This window comes from Brucella sp. BE17, from assembly GCF_039545455.1.
Taxonomy (GTDB): domain Bacteria; phylum Pseudomonadota; class Alphaproteobacteria; order Rhizobiales; family Rhizobiaceae; genus Brucella.
This window is the reverse complement of sequence record NZ_CP154467.1, coordinates 1,831,288-1,851,897: the sequence shown is the minus strand read 5'-3', so window position 1 is coordinate 1,851,897 and position 20,610 is coordinate 1,831,288. Positions and strand designations below refer to the sequence as shown.

Here is a 20,610-nt window from a genome sequence, read left to right as displayed (position 1 = left end):
AATGTTCGATCGTCTTATGGAAATTTTTCGGGAATTGCCCGGAAGCGGATTTCGGGATCGTGGCGAGAAATTTGCCGATGATGACCCTCGCCTTGCCGCTGCAGCCTTGCTTCTGCACCTCATGAATGTCGACGGTGAGAGCGATGAAAGCGAACGTCTGAAACTGTCCTCGACCCTTTCACTCAAATATGGCGTCAAGGGCGATGCGCTCAAGCAGCTGCTCAAGGCCGCAGAACTGGCGGATCAGGAAGCTACTGACCTTTCAAGTTTCACGTCGGTTCTAAAAGAAAAGCTCGACTATCAAGCCCAACTCGATTTCGTATCCCTGATGTGGGAAATCGTATGCGCGGACGGCGAGGCGCGAGAACTGGAAACCACGGTTGTGTGGCGTATTGCAGACCTCATGGGCATCCGCGACACGGATCGCAACGCTATCGAGCTGCGTGCGCAACAGACAAACCGTAGCGCTCCAGTTTTCTAATCTTCCTAAAGCGTGTCGCAAGTCTTTATCCCATCGAAGCAGGGTCAGAAATCAGTCCAGTGGACTGATCTGCCTGCGTAGGCGGTTCCCGTTTTTGGGAGACATGCTGTAACGTCAGGTCCGTCCTTGCAGGTGGCGGGCTTTTCGCAATTGGGGGAACATCGCCGCCCATGCGATTGCGACCGCGATGGAGCCAACGCCGCCGATGATGACGGCGGGTGCGGCTCCGATCGCTGCGGCCATCAACCCGGCGCGGAATTCGCCCAGTTCGTTCGAAGCACCGACAAAAACCATGTTCACAGCATTGACGCGACCGCGCACATTATCCGGGGTCCAGAGCTGCATCAGCGTTTCACGGATATAGACGCTGATCATATCAGCAGCCCCTGCCAGTGCCAGCGCTGTTACCGACAGCCAGGTCAGGGTAGAAACCCCGAATATGACGTTGAACAAACCAAACAAGCCGACGAACACGAACATGATGCGTCCGGCATGGTCGTGGATGGGATGACCTGCAAGCCATAGCGCCGTCAGTACCGCCCCTATTCCCGGTGCAGCGCGCAAGAAGCCGAGGCCCCACGGACCGAGATCCAGAATATCGCGGGCAAAAATGGGAAGCAGCGCCACGGCACCACCGAGCAATACGGCAAATAAGTCGAGCGATATGGCGCCCAGAACGATCTTCTCTTTCCAGATATAGCGAAAACCGGCGAGCATGCTGGAAAGCGAGCGTTCTTCCGTGAGCGTATGCTGTCTTGGCTTCGGGATTGAGAAGATGAGAACAGAGCCCATAGCCAGAAAAAGCGTGGCGACACTATAGGCTGCTTCAGGCGATACCCCGTAAAGCAAACCACCTGCGACTGGCCCGACGACGGTAGCGACTTGCCAGGCTGACGAATTCCATGAAACGGCATTGGCAAAATCTTCGGTCGGGACCAGATTAACGACGAGCGATGCCGAGGATGGCCCTAGGAAGGCGCGAGCCACGCCGAAAATCAGCAAAGCGCCAAAGACTGTCATCGGTTCGAACAGGCCGGTCACGGTCAAGGCGAGCAATAGCGCGGTTACGATGGCTTCCAGAACCAGCGACAGTCCCATGACAAGCCGACGCCCGAAACGGTCGGCAGTCGCGCCGGTTACCAGAACGAGCAGCAGCGCAGGCAGGAACTGTACCAGCCCGACCATACCAAGATTAAAAGCGTCGCGGGTCTGGTCGTAAATCTGCCAGCCAACCGAAACGCTGACGATCTGCACGGCAAAGGCACTGAGAAAGCGTGCGCCCCAGTATTTCTTGAAAGCGGAATGGCGGAAAGCGGCATAGCGATCCGCTGCAGAAATATCTTTGGAGGGGGACATCGCTGAAAAACATCAAGAGGAAAGACTTTTGTTACTTAGCCCATCCTTCCAACGACTGGAAGCACTTTGTTGGAGTCGCTGGGACCCCCCTATTTTCACCGGCTTTCGCTGGAAGTGTATAAACGAACAAAGGCCGGCATTGTGCCGGCCTTTGTTTGAACCTGATATTCGATCAGTCTTTTCCGAGTAGACCCTTCCAGATGACTGCGCCAATTGCTGCGCCGATCAGTGGAGCAACCCAGAACAGCCATACCTGGCTCAGTGCTGCCGTTTCCGCGAAAAGCGCCACGCCGGTGGAGCGGGCCGGATTGACCGAGGTGTTGGTGACCGGGATGGAGACGAGATGGATCAGCGTAAGGCCAAGACCAATGGCGATTGGTGCAAAGCCAGCCGGAGCGCTCGAAGACGTCGATCCCAGAATGATGATGATGAAGAAAGCCGTCAGAACAACTTCGATCAGCAAGGCTGCTGTCAGGCTATAACCGCCAACACCATCTACAGCACTGGGCGACAATTCGCCATAACCGTTCGACGCAAAGCCCCCAGCCGTGAAGCCTGTCTTGCCCGAGGCGATCAGGTAGAGGACGGCGGCTGCGGCAATGGCGCCGAGGACCTGAGCAATCCAATAAGGGATCAAATCCTTTGCCGGAAAGCGACCACCGATGAGAAGACCCAACGAAACCGCTGGATTAAAATGTCCACCGGAAATGCCGCCGACAGCATAGGCCATGGTCAGGACTGTGAGACCAAAGGCCAGGGACACACCAACGAAACCGATGCCAAGATCAGGAAATGCGGCCGCAAGGACAGCGCTGCCGCAGCCGCCAAACACGAGCCAGAAAGTGCCGAAAAACTCAGCAGATAGTTTGTTCAACATGTAAATCCCCACGCTTGGTGTAGTGAAAATGCTTGTATGCGAATCATATCAAAATAACTATATCTGTGCACGTTTCTTTCATCAATGCGATTTTAACTGTTCTTATTTCGTCTTGACTTCATAATTATATTTTTCCAGAGTCGAAAACGAGCTGTAATTTATATTATATTAGAGAAATTTCTTAAAATTCTGATGGCACTTTTAAACGAGCAAGGAAAAGGGGGAGGTTTCCCTCACCGTCTATCCATAAATCCGTTTCAGATTTGGCTGTGTTGATATTGCAGCCATGGCCCCAGACACGTTATAAGTGTAACTGCCGCGTCAAGGCGCCATACGCCTTTGCGTGACCAAACGGCACTCTGCGTTTATCTTGGCAGTGTTTCATGACAGGGAGTTCGCGGCTTGAATAAGTGGTTTTATATGAGGCCTCCTTTCCAATTGAGCGCGTCAGATTTTTTGCTGCGCGCCATCATCGGCGTTCCGCTTGCAGTCGTTCTTTCTGGATGTGCTGCGACGGCCTGGACGGAAAAGGTCACGATCGATACGACACCGATGCCGACGCAATGTGCGGGATGGGAAAAGATCGATCTCAAGCAAAGAACAACGCTTGCTCTCATGCGCGCTGATCCTCGGCTGGTCGTTGATATTGATGCCCATAATCTCAAGGGTCGCAATCTCGGCTGCTGGCAGTAGCCTCTTGGTTGCATAATGCATCAACGGTTTGTGGGACCGCCGTATTTCGGCGGAAATTGTATATTTTAAGGGTATAACTGGGCGAATTTAACGCGACGTTAACCATCGAGGGTAAAGGTCGATTTCATAATCGATATGACCCGCGAATGCTTTGCGCGGACACACCTTAAAGAGAAATACACCGGTGATACGCTTCGAGAATGTCGGCCTGAGATATGGAATGGGGCCTGAAATCCTGCGGGATGTCAGTTTTCATATACCGCCGCGTTCGTTCCAATTCCTGACCGGTCCATCCGGCGCAGGCAAGACCTCGCTCATGCGTCTTCTTTTTATGGCGTTGAAGCCGACGCGGGGACTGATCAACGTCTTCGGTCGCGATGTTGCACGGCTTGATCACAAGGATATTCCGTTAATGCGCCGTCGTATCGGCATCGTGTTTCAGGACTTTCGCCTGCTCGATCATATGACGACTTATGAGAATGTCGCGCTTCCGCTGCGAGTGCGCGGCAAGGAAGAGGCAACTTATCGCCATGAGGTGGAAGAGCTTTTGCACTGGGTTGGCCTCGGCGATCGTATGCGGGTTCTGCCGCCGGTTCTTTCAGGTGGTGAAAAACAGCGTGCTGCTATTGCTCGCGCGCTGATCGATCAGCCCGAGCTGCTCCTGGCTGACGAGCCGACCGGCAATGTCGATCCGCCGCTTGCCAAGCGTCTGTTGCGCCTGTTCACGGAGCTGAACCGCTCCGGCACAGCCGTCATTATCGCAACGCATGACCTTTCCCTCATGGATCAGGTCAATGCGCGGCGCATGATTCTGGAGCACGGGCGGCTCGATATCTATGACTGACCTTCGTAATCAATGGCGCAGAATTCAGGAGGATCTGAAAGTCCGTCTTGATGATTTTCAGGATATGGTTCTGGTTCGGGTTGGCAAACGCCGGCAACGCAACCGGCCAAGCTCAATCGTGCCGGATGGAAGTGTTACGGGAAGCGCGCTGGTTATCGTCATTGCGATCATGACCTTCCTTGCCTGCCTCACCATGGGTGGCGTAACGCTGGTCCGCGCCTCGGCAGATGCATGGCAAAGCCAGATTGCGCGTGAGGCAACCATCCAGATCCGCCCTGTCGATGGACAGGATATGGAGCAGGCCTTGCAGCAGGCGAGTGAGATTGCGCGCGGTTTTGCGGGCGTCAAGAGCACGAGCATTGTCGACAAGGGTGCCACGGCTCGCCTTCTGGAGCCATGGCTTGGAACTGGTCTTGATATCGACGAACTGCCGGTGCCGCGCCTGGTCCTGGTGACGATCGATGAGAATGCACCACCTGATTTCGAAACCATGCGAGCGGAACTGACACGTGCCATCGCAAGCGCGAGCTTTGATGATCACCGCACCTGGGTGGACCGTTTGGTATCGATGGCTCATACTACGGTTCTGGTGGGAACCGCTGTGCTGGCGCTGGTCATCGCGGCCACCGTGCTGACTGTCATCTTCGCCACGCGAGGAGCTATGTCGGGAAACAGCCACATAATCGAGGTTCTGCATTTTATCGGCGCAGAACCAAGGCTGGTGGCGCGCGAATTTGAATGGCATTTCTTTCGCACAGCACTTAAAGGCGCGCTCTTCGGCGGTGCCGCCGCGATGCTGGTCTTCCTTATCTTCTCGTGGTGGGCGTCCTATCATATGGCGACCCCGGAGGGCGATCAGGCGGCTGCGATGTTTGGTAATTTCTCCATCGGGGGTGATGGTTATCTGGGTGCTGCGGCAATCATCATTCTGGTCAGCGTTCTTACAATGTTGACCAGTCGGCTGACTGTTGTACGCCAGCTCGCAACCATAGATGGCCCGGGGATGGGGGATGGGATGGGACCCAAATGACTGTTTTTTTGCCCATCAAGCTTCGCGCGTTGCGTATTGTAACAGATTTTTCGAGTTCTCGCCCTAATCGTGTCTATCATGAGAACGGTAATAACGCGCGATTCGCGCGTATTATGAACCGCGGATACGGGACAGGCGATAATGGCGTGGCTGAAGAGCGGATTTTATATGGCCTGCAGGCAGGTGCCATTCGGCGCCCCCGACATGCTGTGGTCTCGCCTTCCTCAGTGTTGCTTGTACCGTGTCAATTCCTGTGGTCATTGATCATGCGTATTCTCAAACGTTTTCAACCTGTTTCAATCGTGCTCTTCGTCCTGCTGGTGACGTTTGTTGCGGGGTTCGTGGCCTTTGGAGAATGGGTTTCGCGCATGGCACCGCCAGTAAGCGATGCACCCGCAGACGCAATTGTCGTTTTGACTGGCGGTCAGGCGCGTATTCAGGCGGCAGTCGATCTGCTGAAGTTGCAGCGCGGCAAGCGTCTGCTGATCAGCGGCGTTCATCCTTCGACCAATGAAAAAATGCTGCAGCGTGCGACCCATGCCGAGCCCAGCTTGTTCGACTGTTGTGTCGATCTCGACCGTTCGGCCCTTAATACGGCCGGTAATGCCGAGGAGAGCGAGCGCTGGATACGCAGCAATGATTACAGTCGAGTGATCGTGGTGACGAACAACTATCATATTCCGCGCAGCATTCTTGAAATGTCCTATCGCATGAAGGATGTTGAATTCGTGCCCTATCCTGTGGTGAACGGCGAACGCAGGGATCAGGGCTGGGTGGCGGAAAGCGACACGCTGCGCGTTCTCTTCGTGGAGTATGTGAAATATCTGGGCGCAATCGTTCGGGTTGGCGGTGCTGAAATTTTCGGTCGCAACCTATCGCGCAACGGCGATATCTGAGCCGAGTGGGAATGCTTGCGGTGTTTTTTCAAAAAAGTATCGGGATTCATAGCATGTCTTCCCGAACCGTTTCCAACTTTTGCGAGACATGCTTTAGCTGAGAACATAGAATAGCGCTTTCGCTTCGACGGTTTTTGCCGTATTCCAACTAACAGCCATTGTGCGCTTTTGGCTTAAATGTACCAGCCGGGATTTCGCCTCACCGATGCTTCTTTATCTGCGTTCCATTCTCTTCAATGCGGCGTTTTACATCTGCACGCTTGTCCAGATGATCGTTTATACGCCATTTTATTTCCTCTTGCCGCGCAAGAAGGCGTGGATCGTGCCGAAGCTCTGGGCGAGGGTCAATCTCGGACTCCAGAAATACATCGCAGGGACAGACCATGTCATCGAGGGGCTCGAGAATATCCCCGAGGGCGCCTATATATGTGCGCCAAAACACCAGTCGGCGTGGGATACTTACGCATTCTTGCCGCATCTCGATGATCCAGTGTTGATCCTGAAACGCGAACTGATGCGCATTCCCCTGTTCGGCTGGTATATCGCAAAGATGCAGATGATACCCGTAGATCGTGGATCGCGTGCCAGTGCGCTCAATTCGATTACCAAAGGCGCGCATAAGGCGATCAGCGAAGGTCGCCAGATCCTTATATATCCTGAAGGAACGCGTCGCTCGCCCGGCGCTCCGCCGCAATATAAATACGGCATTGTCCATCTTTATGCGGCACTCGATCTTCCGGTTCTGCCGATTGCACATAATGCCGGGCTTTACTGGCCGCGCCGCAAGTTTCTGCGCTATCCGGGTACGATCCGCAGCCGTATCCTGCCGCCTATTCCGCCGGGACTGGAAAAGGAAGAATTCCTGCGCCGTCTGATTGAAACAACGGAGACAGCCTGCGACGAGCTGCTGATTGCCGCCAGCCGCGACGCCAATGCCCCCCCCCTGCCGGCGAGCGCCATTGCGCGCCTCAAAGAACTTGGTGTTGCTTACGATCCTTAAGCGCCTCGATCTCTCTTATCAGCTTTTACTCATCCATGACAATTCGCCGCGTTTTCTTCAACTTTCGTTTTTCTTGCACGCAAGCATGAAACCCGTTATCAGAGCGCGACACGAAAGGACCCATCATGAATATTGATGCCATTTCCATCGGATCCAATCCGCCTGAAGACGTCAACGTTATTATCGAAGTGCCAGTTGGCGGACAGCCGATCAAGTACGAGATGGACAAGGGTGCCGGCGCACTGATCGTCGATCGCTTCCTCTACACGCCGATGACCTATCCGGGCAATTACGGCTTTGTCCCGCATACGCTTTCGGAAGATGGCGATCCGATTGATGTGCTGGTTTGCAATACGCGTCCACTGATCCCGGGTTGCGTGATCAATGTTCGCCCGATTGGCGTTCTGGTCATGGAAGACAATTCCGGCAAGGACGAGAAGATCATTGCCGTTCCGTCACCGCATCTGACGCAGCGTTATGAAAAGGTCCATGATTATTCGGATCTTCCGGAAATCACCCTCAAGCAGATTGCGCATTTCTTCGAGCACTACAAGGATCTGGAGCCCGGCAAGTGGGTCAAGATCGGCGACTGGGGTGATGAAGATTACGCGCGCAAGTTCATCGTGGAAGCGATTGAACGCGCCAAGGGTAAGTAATCGTCTAATCGATATCGTATCAAACAAAAGCGCCCGGTGATCTGCCGGGCGCTTTTGTATTTAAAGTGCAAGTATGGATTTTTCAGAGAAAGAGCGGCAGCAGCGTCGTCCACATGAACTGGCGGATGAAGAAAATAAGCAGCAACAGAATGATCGGGGAAATATCGATGCCGCCGAGATCAGGCAACAGATTGCGGATCGGGCGCAAAACCGGCTCCGTGACCTTATAGAGAAATTCACCAACGGAGGCCACAAAACGGTTGCCAGAATTCACCACATTGAACGCATAGAGCCACGAAAAAATGGCGCTGGCAATAATGATCCACGTGTAGATATTAAGCGCCAGATCAATGGTGCGGAATAATGCGATCATAAGTAACTGTCTCCTTGCCGAATGGCCGAGATGTAAAGCTTCATTTGGACAAGAACAAGAGGCGGAAAGCCAGTTCTTGATCTCAGATTGAACCGGAAGCGGACTGGCCAGCTTTTTTGAGTATTAGTTCGCCAATATTCTCAAGCGCAAGATCGCGCACGCGCATCTGGCGCAGATGCGTCAAGGTATTGGTGACATAATCACAATTGGCACCGGCTTCGCCATGGGCCGCCGCGACGATGGATGCGGCATCCTCCGTTGTAAGCGATCCTGCGTATTGCACGTGGCGGCGGTCGGCCACATAGGTGACGGCCTTGACCTCGCGACCGTCGGCAAGGCGTAGACGCAGTTGCTTTTCATGATAGACATTCGTCGACATTTCGCGTTCCCGCAGATAGAGCATAACTTCATCCGTCATGTCGCCGGGAACCCGAAACGCCATGCCAAGGCAAGACCCACCCGCGTCGAGACCGAGCACAAGGCCAGGGCAGTCAGGCGTGCCGCGATGCACATGCGAATAAATACACAGGCTGCGTCGAAAGCCGTGCAGCCGGGCACGAACAGTCTCCACATGTGCGAAACCCGGTCGCCACATTAGGGAGCCATATCCGAAAACCCAGAAATCGTTCCTGCGCGTTTCATTTTGCTTTATGATCATAGTGTTCTTAATATTTGTCACATGCTTTTTGATTACCATTATTAATTCATAAATATCCCGCATTTTTTGACGGCACGACTTCACCAAGACACAATCTTGCCATATTGGAACTACCACTGAAGATGGGGCAGCGGGATGAAGACACTACGCTGACGTATGACTTCCCGCTATACGCATTCAATATTCTGAAATGACAAGGTTTTTTGGATGATGCAATCCGAGGCACATATTGGAGCGGGCAGCAGGAAAACCCGCCGCCGCGTCGTGTTTGCGCTTTTTCTCGTTATTTTTGCTGTAATCTACACGGTTGGCTGGTTCTACGTTGCCGGGCGGGTCGAAACCCGTGCGCGGGCCGATATGGCTAAACTGGCTGCACAGGGCATCGGTGTTCGTTGTGAGGATTTACGCACCGGAGGTTATCCGGTCCGCGTTAATGTTATTTGCGACAGCATTTCATGGCAAAGACCAAGTGCGGGCATGGCCTTTCGTGCGGGGAGGTTTACTTCCGGCGCTCCGGTTTATGCGCCCTATTCGTTGCGCAACGCCTTGACCGGACCAGCCTTTGTGGAGTTTCCGGGCCTGACGCCGCTTCAGGTTGACTGGAGCAGCTTCACTTCCAATACACGACTGGCACGACCATTTCCGAAAGAGATCGAGCTTGCCGCACATGATGTCTTGATCAGCCGCCGCACCGAACCGACGGCGAGCGAGTCTTTGGGCGGTCTTGAGCAGATGAATTTCAACATGAGTGCGGTGGGTGAAGCATTGGAATTGAGTGGCCGTTTCGCCGGATTCAAGCTTGCGCCGTCAGTAATAGGTAATGCAAAAAGCCCTGAGGTCGACGGGCTTGCCGATATTGAACTCGAAAACGCCGCAACACTTCTGGCACCGGGACCGGACAATTTTCGCGACCGGCTTCGCGGCCATCAGGGAACGATTCTTCAGGCCTTTCTGTCGTTGCCAACGGGGGCCATGGTTTCAGTTGCGGGTCCATTTTCCATCGATGAAGAGGGACAGATCGATGCTGACGTCAAGCTGACGTTGGTTAATCCGCAATCGCTTGCGCAGGCGGGTCAGATTATTTTCCCCGAGCAAGGTAGTAATATCGCTACGGTGCTTTTTGCGCTGAATGCTATGCCAAAAGACGAAAACGGCAATCCCGTGATGGAGATTGCCGTTCGAAAAGGCAAGGCCAGAGCAGGCTTTATTCCGCTAGGACGTCTGCCCGCATTGTAACTCAGATTTTTGGTTGAGTTGCTGCCTGACGCCCGAAATCCGGTGCATCCACTTCCTGGCCCGCATCTATAATGCCGCGACGGATAGCACGCGTGCGCGTGAAAAGGTCGAACAGCGCCTCACCATCACCCCAGCGGATCGAGCGTTGTAGCGACGCCAGATCTTCCGAAAAACGTCCGAGCATTTCAAGGATCGCATCCTTGTTGTGCAGACAGACATCGCGCCACATGGTTGGGTCCGATGCGGCAAGACGGGTGAAGTCACGAAAACCGGAAGCCGAATATTTGATCACTTCCGATTTCGTCACCTGTTCGAGATCGCTTGCCGTTCCGACAATATTATAGGCGATAAGGTGAGGCAGGTGCGAGACGATGGCCAGCACCAGATCGTGATGCTGCGGGTCCATCGTGTCGAGCTTTGAGCCGCAGGCCGCCCAGAAAGCGGACAGCTTTTCAAGTGCTGCTTCATCCGTATTGGGAAGTGGCGTGAGAATGCACCAGCGATTGGTGAAAAGCTCAGCAAAGCCTGAATCCGGACCCGAATATTCGGTTCCTGCCAATGGGTGGCCGGGAATGAAATGAACCGTGTCGGGCAATTCCGGCTGCATTTGTGCAATGACCGATGCCTTGGTCGAGCCGACATCGGTGACGATAGCGCCTGGTTTAAGGCTTGCTGCGATCTGTCTTGCAACAGTGCCAGATGAGCCGACCGGCACCGAGACGATGACGAGATCGGCATCCCTGACGGCTTCCGCACTGTCGGTGAAGTAGCTGTCACCGAGGTTGAGAGCTTCGGCACGTTTAAGCGTTTCAGTGCTGCGGGTGGCGATGGCGATGTGGTTTGCAAGAGCTTCGCGGCGGATGACGCGAGCCAGCGATGAGCCGATGAGGCCGATCCCGATCAGCGTGATTTTTTCAAAATGGGTCGTTGACATTGTGTTACTTCAAAAATTCGGTGAGTGCGGCGATCACGCCGCGATTGGCTTCTTCCGGTCCGACAGTCATGCGCAGCGCGTTGGGGAAACCGTATCCGCCAACGCGGCGCAAAATATAGCCGTGACTGCAAAGCCATGCATCGGCCTTGTCCGCCGAATGGACGCCATCGTCCGGGAAATGCACCAGAAGAAAATTAGTGACCGAAGGTGTGACCCTCAAACCGAGTTTGGTGAATTCTGCCGTGAGCCATGTCAGCCATTTCTCATTATAGGCGATCGATTTATCGACATGATTACGGTCGCGAATGGCAGCGGCACCAGCAGCAATTGCCGCCGAATTCATGTTGAACGGTCCGCGAATGCGATTGACCGCGTCGATCACGTGCAATGGCGCATACATCCAGCCGATTCGCAGACCCGGAAGCCCGTGAATTTTCGAGAATGTGCGCGTCATGACGACGTTTTCATTCGATGATACGAGTTCAAGACCGGCTTCGTAATCATTGCGCTTCACATATTCGGCATATGCCCCATCGAGCACCAGCAGCACATGTTTTGGCAGGCCTGCATGCAACCGCCGCACTTCCTCGAACGGCAGATAGGTGCCAGTCGGATTGGCGGGATTGGCGATGAAGACGATTTTTGTGCGCGGTGAGAGTGCTGCTAGAATGGCATCTACATCAATACGCTCGTTCGTCTCCCTGACGGTTACTGGCGTTGCACCTGCACCAAGCGTCTGGATCTTGTAAACCGCAAAGCCATGCTCGGTGATGATGGCTTCGTCAGACGGCGCAAGATAGGTCTGGCAGAGAAGACCAAGCAACTCGTCCGAACCATTGCCGCAGATGATATTGGCGTTATTCAGCCCTTGCGTTTGCGCAATGGCGTCACGCAGCGCTTCTGCCTGTCCGTCGGGATAGATAGAGAGATGGTCCGCCCAATATCGATAAGCCTCAATCGCATGGGGGCTGGGGCCGATGGGGGTTTCGTTGGAGGAGAGCTTATAGACCTTGGCAACGCCTTCCACATGTTCCTTGCCCGGCACATAGGCTGCAATCTCAAGCAGGCCTGTCTTGGGCTGGGGACGGGTAGGGGTTTGCTGATTGGTCATGATTTTGGCTCCGCCAAAAGAAAGTTGTTGCGTCATGGGTATGAAGACCCGCTTGCGACATAAACCGCTATGGCGTTGAAGTCGAGAAAAACGTTGTTTTTGCAGGGGGAGCAGCCCTGACCGTGCTTTACAATTTTTCGGACTTTGATGCTGCAACCAGGCCGTCGGATGTGCGTTTCTGTTTCGACTTGCTGAGGCTGCTCGCCGATGTGCCCTGAGGAGCCAGAACCGGGACGAAAACACGGCGTGACGCACGCCGCGCAACCGGCAGCCCTTGATAGAGACGCTTCTGCGCTTCGATCACCAGTACGCCGGAAAAAAGTGGCCACAGGCGTCGCCCCAGGCCTTCAAGCGCCAGACAGGGCCGCATCATCCAGCGGCGTGTGGCAGGCGGAAAATGCAGGGCATCGCTTACCGCATTGACCGTGAAATTGGCTTCCCGAAGCAAGGCAGTCAACTGTCCACGGCTATAGGGGCGGCCGCTGCCGAATGGTGTATGCTCGAAGCGCGCCCAGACGCCCCGGCGGTTGGGCACCACGATGACCAGCCGCCCGTTTGGGGCCAGCACACGCCATGCCTCCTTCAGCGTTTCCGGCGCATTCTCGGCATATTCCAGAGCATGTATCATCAAAATCCGGTCGATGGATGAATCGGGCAGTGGCAGTTCCTCATCGAAGACGAGCGCGGTTGCCGATTTTTCTGCCGATGGCCATGCCACGGCACCTTGTCCGGCGGGCATGAAAGCGAAAGTACGCTCGGTGTCGGCACTGAAACGGTCGAGATAGGGGAGGCAGTATCCCATGCCGACCAGCCGTTCACCGGCCACCCGCTCCCACACGGCTGAGACCGCCATGCGGATGGCGCGTTCGGTCACATGGCCGAGTGTCGTGTCGTAAAAGGAGCGCAATTCGATAATGTCTGGGTGCATGGTTGCAACGCTATATCAGATTGAGCAATCAGGGAACGGCAAGAATGGAGAACGACGCTCTGTAAGGGGGTGCAATTTCCTCAAAGCGTGGTATAGAGCGCGCTTTCACAGAATATGAGCCTCAGGAGAAGCGGCCCATGCCACAAGTCGGCGGCAAGACGATCGAAGTGCTTTTCAGCCCGCAACAGATTGCAGCGCGTAATCTCGAACTGGCTGAAGCCATCGCAGGACGTGAGTTCCACGATCTGCTGACGATTTCCATTCTCAAAGGTTCCTTTATCTTTGCGGCTGATCTTATCCGTGCCATGCACGACACCGGCATTGAGCCGGATGTCGAGTTCATCACCGTTTCAAGCTATGGAACCGGCACGACCAGCGGTGAAATCCGCCTCCTGCGCGATATCGACAGTAATGTCCGCGACCGTGACGTACTTCTGATCGACGATATTCTGGAATCAGGCAAGACGCTCAAATTCGTGCGGGAATTGATGCTGGAGCGCGGTGCCCGTTCGGTAAGCATTGCCGTATTGCTGGATAAGAGTGTTCGCCGTAAGGTCGATCTCGAAGCCGATTTCGTGGCTTTCGAGTGCCCGGATTATTTTGTGGTCGGCTACGGCATGGATGTGGCGCACGCATTCCGCCAATTGCCTTATGTCGGCCATGTAAAAGAATAAATTCTAATCAAATCGCAGGAGACGTTGCAGATATTCTTTTTCCATCTGCGGCGTCAGCGCGTTGCCAAGTTTGCGGCGGATTTCGTCGAGAATTTCGCGCGCCCGCTGAATGTCGATTTCGCCGGGGATTTTGGTGTCGTCGTCATTGCTGCCAAAGCCGGATTCGCGTCCGAGCGGATCGCGCCCGCGATTATTGCCCGGTTGACCCTGACCCTGCTGTCCCTGGCCTTGTTGGCCCATAGCTTGCTGCATTTGTTGCATCATATCACGACCAGCGCGACGTAGCGCGTCAAGCGCGTTGCCCTGATTGTCGCCGGCTTCCCCGCTTTCACTACGCTCAAGCGCATCAGCGGCGTTGCCCATGGATTTTCCGGCGTCCCCAAAATCCTTTCCGGGTTCGATGCCAGATTCTTTGAGTTCATCCATCAGCTTTTGCAAATCTGACTGAAGCTGCTGCTGCTCTTGTTGCAGCTTACGCATTTTTTCCGCCATTTCAGCTTCGCTTTGTGCGTCAGGCTGCTGTCGCTGCTGTGGCCTGCCTTCATCACCGGGGAATAGTTCCTCTTCATCTTCACCCAGGCCGTTATCGAACTGTCGCTGCATCTGCTGGTCGAGTTTGAACGTCTCGTTCATGGTTTGCTGCTGTCGACGCATCAGCTCACCGAGCTTGTTCATCTGCTGCTGCATCTGGCTTTGTTGGCCCTGTTGCCCTCTTTGTCCCTGCTGGCCGGGTTGGGCTTGGCCCATTTGCAGATTGTTCATCAGGTTCTGCAATTGCGACAAAAGCTGTTCGGCCTGTTCACGTGAACCCTGACGGGCCAGGTTTTCGATCTGGTCCATCATGCGCGATAAATCTTTTTCGCTGAGCATCCGGGCATTCGGATCGGGGGCCGTGCGGCGCGCATTGGGATTTTGTTGCTGGCGCTGGGCAAATTCACGCAGGAAATCCTGCATCGCTTTGCGCAATTCAGCCGAAAGCTTTTCGATTTCTTCCTGCGTGGCACCGTTCTGGAGAGCATTGCGCAAGGCTTCCTGTGCCTGACGCAGGCGCCTTTCGGCTGCCGAGAGATTGCCGTCCTCGATGCCGAGTGCGACCTGCCACATGTAGTCGGCGGTGTCGCGCAAAGCGTCGTCACTTCGTGCCATACGAAGCTGCGTGCGGATGGTGACGAGCCCGAGATAATGTCCGGCATTCTTGATGGTTTCCTCCGGGCGCAGCATCAAGGCAGAAAGCATGTCGAGCACATGATCGTGCTCAGTAGCATCCAGTGCGAGAATACGCCGTTGCTCGGCAACGGCCTTTGCCAGCGGGTTTGTAAAAGGTCGCTCCGGTAGCGAGAAGATCTTGGTTTCACTGCGACCAATCTGGCCTGCGGCGTCAGTGACGACAAGGGTCAGCGCCACTTTCTGGCCTGCCCATGGGTGTTCCGTCAGGTCCTTGGTTGTCGTGGCGTCTTTTGTGCCACGGCGTGGAAGCGCAAGCGGCAGTTCGGGTGCGTCATAGAGCGGTTGCGCTTCTTCATCATCATCGATTTCCAGCGGCACGATTTCAGCAAAAGCCTTGGCCGCTCCATAATCGTCGTGGATTTTATAGCTTAATTGCAAGGTGCCGTTGAGCGCGTGACCCGGCTCCTTGGTGAAGCTGATGGTCGGTGGCGTATCGGGCGTGACTGCGAATTTCCAGCGCGTATTCGGCCCTGAAAGCGCAAGCGTTTCATCCTGCTTGAGTTCATGGCGAAAGCTCTGGCTGCCTTCAACAACGCTTTCATCGGGCGCTTGCGGGTTGATATCGCGGCGCTCACCCTTTGCATCGGTCACGCTCAGACGTTGGCTACCACCACCGATAATCCGTACGCTAACAATACTGCCCTCCGGCACGGTGATCGCATTGGCGCCTTGCGCTTCGTCGCCGTCCGTCACTAGGAACACCGGCGCTCGACCGGTGTAGCGCGGCGGCGTCACCCAGGCATCAATACGGGCCACGGTTGAACCCGCACCGTCGCGGATATGAAAGGCATCAGCAATGCGCCCGCTATTGGGACTAAAGCTATAGGCGAATGCGGTCACGAAAAGAAGGACAATTGCTCCACGCAGAGCATAAGGATCACGTTCAGGCAGACGCGGGCGCGGCAGGCCGGATTGCAGATTGCGCAGCTTTTGCGCCATGCGTTTCTGGTGTTCACGCCAGAGAGCTGCGGCAAAAGGATCATCGGCGCCTGCGGCGACATGCTCCGATTGCACGGCAAGCGGTTCGTGCGCAAGTGCATTGATGCTTTCAATGCGTGCCGTCACATCGTCATCGGTTGGAAGGCGAAAGCGGAAAGGAAGATAGAGCGCGACCAGCCCGGCAAGGCCGAACAGCGCGAGTGCTGCTATATGCAGCCATCGCGGCATCTGCGCAAATAGTGCAAACCAGCTGATACTTGTAAAAAGCGCTACAAGCAGGATGAGTGGCAGAATGAGCGGCCAGAAGCGCTCGAAACTGATGGTAAAAAACGTGCGCAAACGCAGGCGGTTGAGCGGCGCATCGCTGCCTGAGACAAGATACAGAAAGGCATCCCATAGCGGGTTGCCTTTATGCTGCTTCTGGTCGTTTCGATCCGCCATCCGGGCTTTCTGATTTCTCTGCCAGCATCCAATCGGATCACAGGATAACATGCATCATGGCAAAGACGAGGCCTTGCCGTGAATTTAAAGCCAGTCCGGGATGGAATCGAGCGCCAGCAATTCCTCATAAGTCCGGCGTGGGCGGATGACATGATAGCGCTCGCCATCGACCATCACTTCCGGCACCAGAAGGCGGCTGTTGTATGTGCTCGACAAAACCGCGCCATAAGCGCCTGCGGTGAAAACGGCCAGAAGATCGCCGGCTTCAGGCTTTGCCATTTCCCGATCAAGCCCGAGATAGTCGCCGGTTTCGCAGACGGGGCCGACAATATCGGCGCGAATGCGCGGGGCATCGTCGTTGGCTTCCTTGACCGGCTTGATGTCGTGATAGGCCTCGTAAAGTGTCGGGCGGATCAGGTCATTCATCGCCGCATCGACGATGACGAAATTTTTCGCGTCGCCTTCTTTGACGAAAATCACTTCCGTCACCAGAATTCCGGCATTGCCGACGATCAGCCGTCCCGGCTCGAAAACGGTTTTGAGCCCCAGCGGCTTGATGTGCTTTGCGACGATTTCCGCATAAGCGACAGGCAGCGGCGGCGGGTTGTTGTCGAAATGATAGGGAATGCCAAGGCCACCGCCGACATCGACATGGCGGATTTTATGACCATCGGCCCGCAATTCCTCGACCAGTTGCGCCATCAGCGCAAAGGCATTGTCGAACGGTTCGAGATCAATGATCTGGCTGCCGATATGCATGTCGATGCCGATGACATCAATGCCCGGAAGTTTGGCCGCACGCGCATAGGCTTCGCGCGCCTTGACGCGTGGAATGCCGAACTTGTTCTCGGACTTGCCGGTCGAAATCTTGGCGTGGGTTTTTGCGTCGACATCCGGGTTGATGCGTAGCGAAACCGAGGCCACCTTGTTAAGCGCCACAGCACGGCTTGAGAGAATTTCCAGTTCCGGCTCGGATTCGACATTGAAGCAATAGATTCCGGTCTGAAGTGCGAAATCCATTTCGCGTGGTGTTTTGCCGACGCCGGAAAATACGATTTTAGTGGCCGGAATACCGGCAGCAAGCGCACGGCGAATTTCGCCCTCGGATACAGTATCGGCGCCCGCACCCATTTTTGCGAGCGCAGTCAGAACCGCCTGATTCGAATTGGCTTTCAGCGCATAGGTGACGAGCGTGTCCATATCCGCAAAAGCTTCGCTGAACACGCGATAATGGCGCGCCAGCGTTGCATGCGAATAGACATAGAACGGTGTTCCGACCGCCTTTGCAATTTCAGGCAGGCTGACATTTTCGGCGTGCAGAACACCGTCACGATATTCAAAATGGTTCACGGCGGGGGACCTGCGAAAGAGAATTACAACAGCTTGTCGAGAATGAAAGGTTTGTCTTCTTTGGGTTTTTCGACCGTGCGGCCCTGATCATTGGTGATCGTTGCCGCCGGCGGCGGCTCAAGCGGACCTTTACGACCACAAGCGGCAAGGCTTGCCGCTAATGCTGCGATCAGAAGGACGGAAGAAATGGCGGTGCGGCCTGTCATCAGCTTTGGTTCCCGGACTATGTCGTGTGCTTAGCTCTAACCCAAAATCGCGCAAAGTGAAATCACGCCTTGGCGATCCGCTTTTTCCAATAGCGAATCTGGCGGCGTACTTCCTGTGGTGCTGTGCCGCCAAAAGACTGACGGCTTTTTACCGATTTCTCGACGCTCAGATAGTCGAAGATGGCATCTGTAATGCCGGGATTGATCGATTGCAGGTCTTGAAGTGTCAGCTTGGAGAGGTCAACCTTCTTGCTTTCAGCAAGTGCCACTGCGCGACCCGTGACATGATGGGCCTCACGGAACGGAAGGCCCAGTTCACGGACCAGCCAGTCGGCAAGATCGGTCGCGGTCGAATAGCCGGAGCCTGCGGCTTTTTTCATGGCGCTGACATTGATGGTGAGGTCGCGCACCATGCCGCTCATGGCGGCAATGGCAAGTTCCAGATTTTCGGCAGTATCGAAAACCTGTTCCTTGTCTTCCTGCATGTCCTTGGAATAGGCGAGCGGCAGACCCTTCATGATGGTGAGAAGGGCAATGAGCGAGCCATTGATGCGACCCGTCTTGGCGCGCACCAGTTCGGCGGCATCCGGGTTTTTCTTTTGCGGCATGATGGAAGAGCCGGTCGAGAAAGCGTCGGAAAGCTTTACAAAATTGAACTGCGGCGTCGACCAGATGACGATTTCTTCAGCTAGTCGCGACAGATGACCGGCGCAGATCGCGGCCAGCGACAAAAATTCCAGCGCATAGTCGCGGTCGGAAACGCTGTCGAGTGAATTGCGGGTCGGCTCACGAAAACCCAGCGCCTTGGCGGTCATGTGGCGGTCTATGGGGAAGCCGGTTCCTGCCAAGGCAGCGGCACCTAAGGGTGATTCGTCCATGCGCTCGATGGCGTCATTCACGCGGCTAAGATCGCGGCCGAACATTTCCACATAGGCCATGCAATGATGACCGAAAGTGACCGGTTGTGCTGTCTGCAAATGGGTAAAGCCCGGCATGACGGTTGCCGCATGTTCTTCGGCGCGTTCGAGAAAGGCTTCAATCAGGTTTTTGAGCGCGCCAGCGGTTTTCTGTAACTCCTGCTTGACCCAGAGGCGGAAATCAACCGCCACCTGATCGTTGCGAGAGCGCGCCGTATGCAGACGTCCAGCCGAGGCACCGATAAGATCAGCCAGCCGCGCCTCGATATTCATGTGAATGTCTTCGAGCTTGCGCGAAAAGGTAAATGTGCCGTCCTCGATTTCTTTGAGAATGGTTTTGAGACCCTCATCGATCTTTTTATGATCCTCTGCCGCAATGATGCCCGTGTTTACGAGCATCTGGGCATGGGCAAGCGAGCCCTGAATATCCTGCGCATAGAGCTTGCGGTCGAAGCCGATCGATGCATTGATCTCTTCCATGATCGCATCGGGCCCTGAGGCAAAACGGCCGCCCCACATTTGGTTGCTTGATTTTTGTTCGCTCATGCTCGTATGCCTCGGATGCAAGACTAGGAAAGAAGTGACGCGAGATGGCAAAAGACAACGGTAAGGCAAAATCAGGAAACCGCAGGATCGTGTATCTTGCCGCCCTTGCCGGAGTTATTGCCGGTATAGGCGCGGTATACGTGATGGAGCGCCCTTCTGGCAATGCGGTTGCCAATAATGTTTCTGGTCAAAATGATGAAGCCTCCGCTCAATGCGCACTGAAGGCTGGTTCTTTGAAAGCGCTCGATGCGGCAGCAAGCGGGGGAGTGGCCGCCATGCGTGCGGCGGAAAAGCCGATCTCGGTGGCCAATATCGCCTTTACGGGCCCGGATGGCACTAAGATGACGCTCGGCGACTACAAGGGTAAGACGCTTCTGGTCAATCTCTGGGCGACGTGGTGCGCACCGTGCCGCGAGGAAATGCCTGATCTCGATAAGCTGCAAGCCAAAATGGGCGGCGATGATTTTGAGGTCGTAGCCATCAATATCGATACGGGATCGGATGAAAAGCCCAAGAGCTTTTTAAATGAGATCGGCGTCAACAACCTGACTTTGCACCGCGACGCCACCATGGCGAGCTTTAATGAGCTCAAGCGCAAAAATCTTGCTTTCGGTCTGCCGGTAACGCTGCTCGTTGATAAGGACGGTTGCCAGATTTCCGCGATGAACGGCCCCGCACCATGGGACGGGCCGGACGCGATCAAGCTGATTGAGGCCGCACAAAAACTTTAAGGCTTATACCCATCGCGTTTGAGCCGCACGATCGCGAGATCAAGTGCTGAGAGGAAAGTCGAGCGGTCCTTTGGCGAAAATGGTGCCGGGCCGCGTGTTGTTTCGCCTGCGGAACGCAAGCTATCCATCAGATTGCGCGTGGCAAGCGTATTGCCGATGGTGTTTTGCGTATGCACACGGCCATTGGGCGCAATCACCGACGCGCCTTTTTCAAGTGAGCGGCTGGCCAGCGGAATGTCGGCGGTAATCACAATCGCGCCGGGTCGTGAATTCTCGGCAATCCAGTCGTCGGCGGCATCAAGCTTGTCTGATACGATTATGCGTTCGACCTTTTCCTGATCACGGGGGATCTGAATAAAACTGTTGGCGACAATGATGACGCGTAAATCATGGCGTTCGGCAACGCGGTAGATTTCCGCTTTCACCGGGCAGGCGTCGGCATCGACAAGAATGCAGATTGTATCGGACACTTCACTCATTCGCTTTTCATAAGGGTGCGTCTGGCT

At 55.0% G+C, this 20,610-nt stretch carries 22 protein-coding genes; 10 read left to right on the top strand and 12 right to left on the bottom strand.

The features are described 5' to 3' along the window. Position 1 precedes the first annotated feature (1 nt). The gene (locus AAIB41_RS09000) at positions 2-481 is read left to right on the top strand and encodes a TerB family tellurite resistance protein (protein ID WP_343312965.1); all 480 of its coding nucleotides are present in this window, start codon (positions 2-4) and stop codon (positions 479-481) included. Positions 482-595: 114 nt separating this feature from the next. On the opposite strand, the gene AAIB41_RS08995 is transcribed toward AAIB41_RS09000, so the two are convergent. Together AAIB41_RS08995 and aqpZ are read right to left on the bottom strand one after the other, a co-directional pair. Further along, complete coding sequence (locus AAIB41_RS08995; protein ID WP_343312964.1) at positions 596-1,837, bottom strand: MFS transporter; 1,242 nt, start codon at positions 1,835-1,837, stop codon at positions 596-598. Between the two features lie 172 nt (positions 1,838-2,009). Continuing rightward, the gene (aqpZ, locus tag AAIB41_RS08990) at positions 2,010-2,714 is read right to left on the bottom strand and encodes an aquaporin Z (protein WP_343312963.1); all 705 of its coding nucleotides are present in this window, start codon (positions 2,712-2,714) and stop codon (positions 2,010-2,012) included. A 420-nt stretch (positions 2,715-3,134) separates the two neighbouring features. Between aqpZ and AAIB41_RS08985 the strand changes: the two genes are divergently transcribed. The 6 genes from AAIB41_RS08985 (at position 3,135) to ppa (ending at position 7,833) form a co-directional block, all read left to right on the top strand. Then, positions 3,135-3,407, top strand: coding sequence for a hypothetical protein (locus tag AAIB41_RS08985; RefSeq protein ID WP_343312962.1), 273 nt, complete (start codon positions 3,135-3,137; stop codon positions 3,405-3,407). A gap of 220 nt (positions 3,408-3,627) precedes the next feature. Next, the gene (ftsE, locus tag AAIB41_RS08980) at positions 3,628-4,251 is read left to right on the top strand and encodes a cell division ATP-binding protein FtsE (protein WP_343314720.1); all 624 of its coding nucleotides are present in this window, start codon (positions 3,628-3,630) and stop codon (positions 4,249-4,251) included. Further along, the gene (locus AAIB41_RS08975; protein ID WP_343312961.1) at positions 4,244-5,281 is read left to right on the top strand and encodes an ABC transporter permease; all 1,038 of its coding nucleotides are present in this window, start codon (positions 4,244-4,246) and stop codon (positions 5,279-5,281) included. Before ftsE ends, AAIB41_RS08975 begins: the two co-directional genes overlap by 8 nt. Then, the gene (locus tag AAIB41_RS08970) at positions 5,278-6,177 is read left to right on the top strand and encodes a YdcF family protein (RefSeq protein WP_343312960.1); all 900 of its coding nucleotides are present in this window, start codon (positions 5,278-5,280) and stop codon (positions 6,175-6,177) included. Before AAIB41_RS08975 ends, AAIB41_RS08970 begins: the two co-directional genes overlap by 4 nt. 205 nt (positions 6,178-6,382) lie before the next feature. Further along, positions 6,383-7,177 carry a 1-acyl-sn-glycerol-3-phosphate acyltransferase gene (locus AAIB41_RS08965; RefSeq protein ID WP_343312959.1) on the top strand — a complete coding sequence of 265 codons (795 nt, stop codon included), beginning with the start codon at positions 6,383-6,385 and terminating at the stop codon, positions 7,175-7,177. Positions 7,178-7,302: 125 nt separating this feature from the next. Then, a complete protein-coding gene (gene ppa / locus AAIB41_RS08960; protein ID WP_343312958.1) occupies positions 7,303-7,833 on the top strand; it encodes an inorganic diphosphatase in 531 nt (176 codons plus the stop codon). A gap of 82 nt (positions 7,834-7,915) precedes the next feature. Here the strand turns inward: ppa and AAIB41_RS08955 are convergent, their stop codons facing one another. Further along, the gene (locus AAIB41_RS08955; RefSeq protein ID WP_343312957.1) at positions 7,916-8,206 is read right to left on the bottom strand and encodes a YggT family protein; all 291 of its coding nucleotides are present in this window, start codon (positions 8,204-8,206) and stop codon (positions 7,916-7,918) included. An 82-nt stretch (positions 8,207-8,288) separates the two neighbouring features. Next, positions 8,289-8,864 (bottom strand): gamma-glutamylcyclotransferase, encoded by a 576-nt coding sequence (locus AAIB41_RS08950; RefSeq protein ID WP_343312955.1) that lies wholly within the window; start codon positions 8,862-8,864, stop codon positions 8,289-8,291. A gap of 207 nt (positions 8,865-9,071) precedes the next feature. On the opposite strand from AAIB41_RS08950, the gene AAIB41_RS08945 reads away from it, so the two are divergent. Then, positions 9,072-10,100: a DUF2125 domain-containing protein gene (locus AAIB41_RS08945; protein ID WP_343312954.1), complete on the top strand. Its 1,029-nt coding sequence runs from the start codon at positions 9,072-9,074 to the stop codon at positions 10,098-10,100. Between the two features lies 1 nt (position 10,101). On the opposite strand, the gene AAIB41_RS08940 is transcribed toward AAIB41_RS08945, so the two are convergent. The 3 genes from AAIB41_RS08940 to AAIB41_RS08930 all read right to left on the bottom strand — a co-directional run bounded on the left by AAIB41_RS08940 (position 10,102) and on the right by AAIB41_RS08930 (position 13,073). After that, positions 10,102-11,034: a prephenate/arogenate dehydrogenase family protein gene (locus AAIB41_RS08940; protein ID WP_343312953.1), complete on the bottom strand. Its 933-nt coding sequence runs from the start codon at positions 11,032-11,034 to the stop codon at positions 10,102-10,104. 4 nt (positions 11,035-11,038) lie between these two features. After that, positions 11,039-12,145: a histidinol-phosphate transaminase gene (locus AAIB41_RS08935; RefSeq protein WP_343312952.1), complete on the bottom strand. Its 1,107-nt coding sequence runs from the start codon at positions 12,143-12,145 to the stop codon at positions 11,039-11,041. 127 nt (positions 12,146-12,272) lie between these two features. After that, a complete protein-coding gene (locus tag AAIB41_RS08930) occupies positions 12,273-13,073 on the bottom strand; it encodes a class I SAM-dependent methyltransferase (RefSeq protein ID WP_343312951.1) in 801 nt (266 codons plus the stop codon). Between the two features lie 137 nt (positions 13,074-13,210). On the opposite strand from AAIB41_RS08930, the gene hpt reads away from it, so the two are divergent. Then, positions 13,211-13,747: a hypoxanthine phosphoribosyltransferase gene (gene hpt / locus AAIB41_RS08925; RefSeq protein ID WP_343312950.1), complete on the top strand. Its 537-nt coding sequence runs from the start codon at positions 13,211-13,213 to the stop codon at positions 13,745-13,747. A 3-nt stretch (positions 13,748-13,750) separates the two neighbouring features. Here hpt and AAIB41_RS08920 read toward each other — a convergent pair whose 3' ends face one another. The 4 genes from AAIB41_RS08920 to argH form a co-directional block, all read right to left on the bottom strand. Continuing rightward, positions 13,751-16,354 carry a TIGR02302 family protein gene (locus AAIB41_RS08920; protein WP_343312949.1) on the bottom strand — a complete coding sequence of 868 codons (2,604 nt, stop codon included), beginning with the start codon at positions 16,352-16,354 and terminating at the stop codon, positions 13,751-13,753. Between the two features lie 84 nt (positions 16,355-16,438). Next, positions 16,439-17,704 carry a diaminopimelate decarboxylase gene (gene lysA / locus AAIB41_RS08915; RefSeq protein ID WP_343312948.1) on the bottom strand — a complete coding sequence of 422 codons (1,266 nt, stop codon included), beginning with the start codon at positions 17,702-17,704 and terminating at the stop codon, positions 16,439-16,441. Positions 17,705-17,727: 23 nt separating this feature from the next. Next, on the bottom strand, positions 17,728-17,910 hold the full coding sequence (locus AAIB41_RS08910) for a lipoprotein (protein ID WP_343312947.1): 183 nt from the start codon (positions 17,908-17,910) through the stop codon (positions 17,728-17,730). A gap of 62 nt (positions 17,911-17,972) precedes the next feature. Next, on the bottom strand, positions 17,973-19,373 hold the full coding sequence (gene argH / locus AAIB41_RS08905) for an argininosuccinate lyase (protein WP_343312946.1): 1,401 nt from the start codon (positions 19,371-19,373) through the stop codon (positions 17,973-17,975). Positions 19,374-19,417: 44 nt separating this feature from the next. On the opposite strand from argH, the gene AAIB41_RS08900 reads away from it, so the two are divergent. Beyond that, positions 19,418-20,104: a TlpA disulfide reductase family protein gene (locus AAIB41_RS08900; protein ID WP_343312945.1), complete on the top strand. Its 687-nt coding sequence runs from the start codon at positions 19,418-19,420 to the stop codon at positions 20,102-20,104. Here AAIB41_RS08900 and AAIB41_RS08895 read toward each other — a convergent pair. Continuing rightward, a complete protein-coding gene (locus AAIB41_RS08895) occupies positions 20,101-20,583 on the bottom strand; it encodes a YaiI/YqxD family protein (protein WP_343312944.1) in 483 nt (160 codons plus the stop codon). The two genes, AAIB41_RS08900 and AAIB41_RS08895, sit on opposite strands and share 4 nt — an antisense overlap. Positions 20,584-20,610 lie beyond the last annotated feature (27 nt).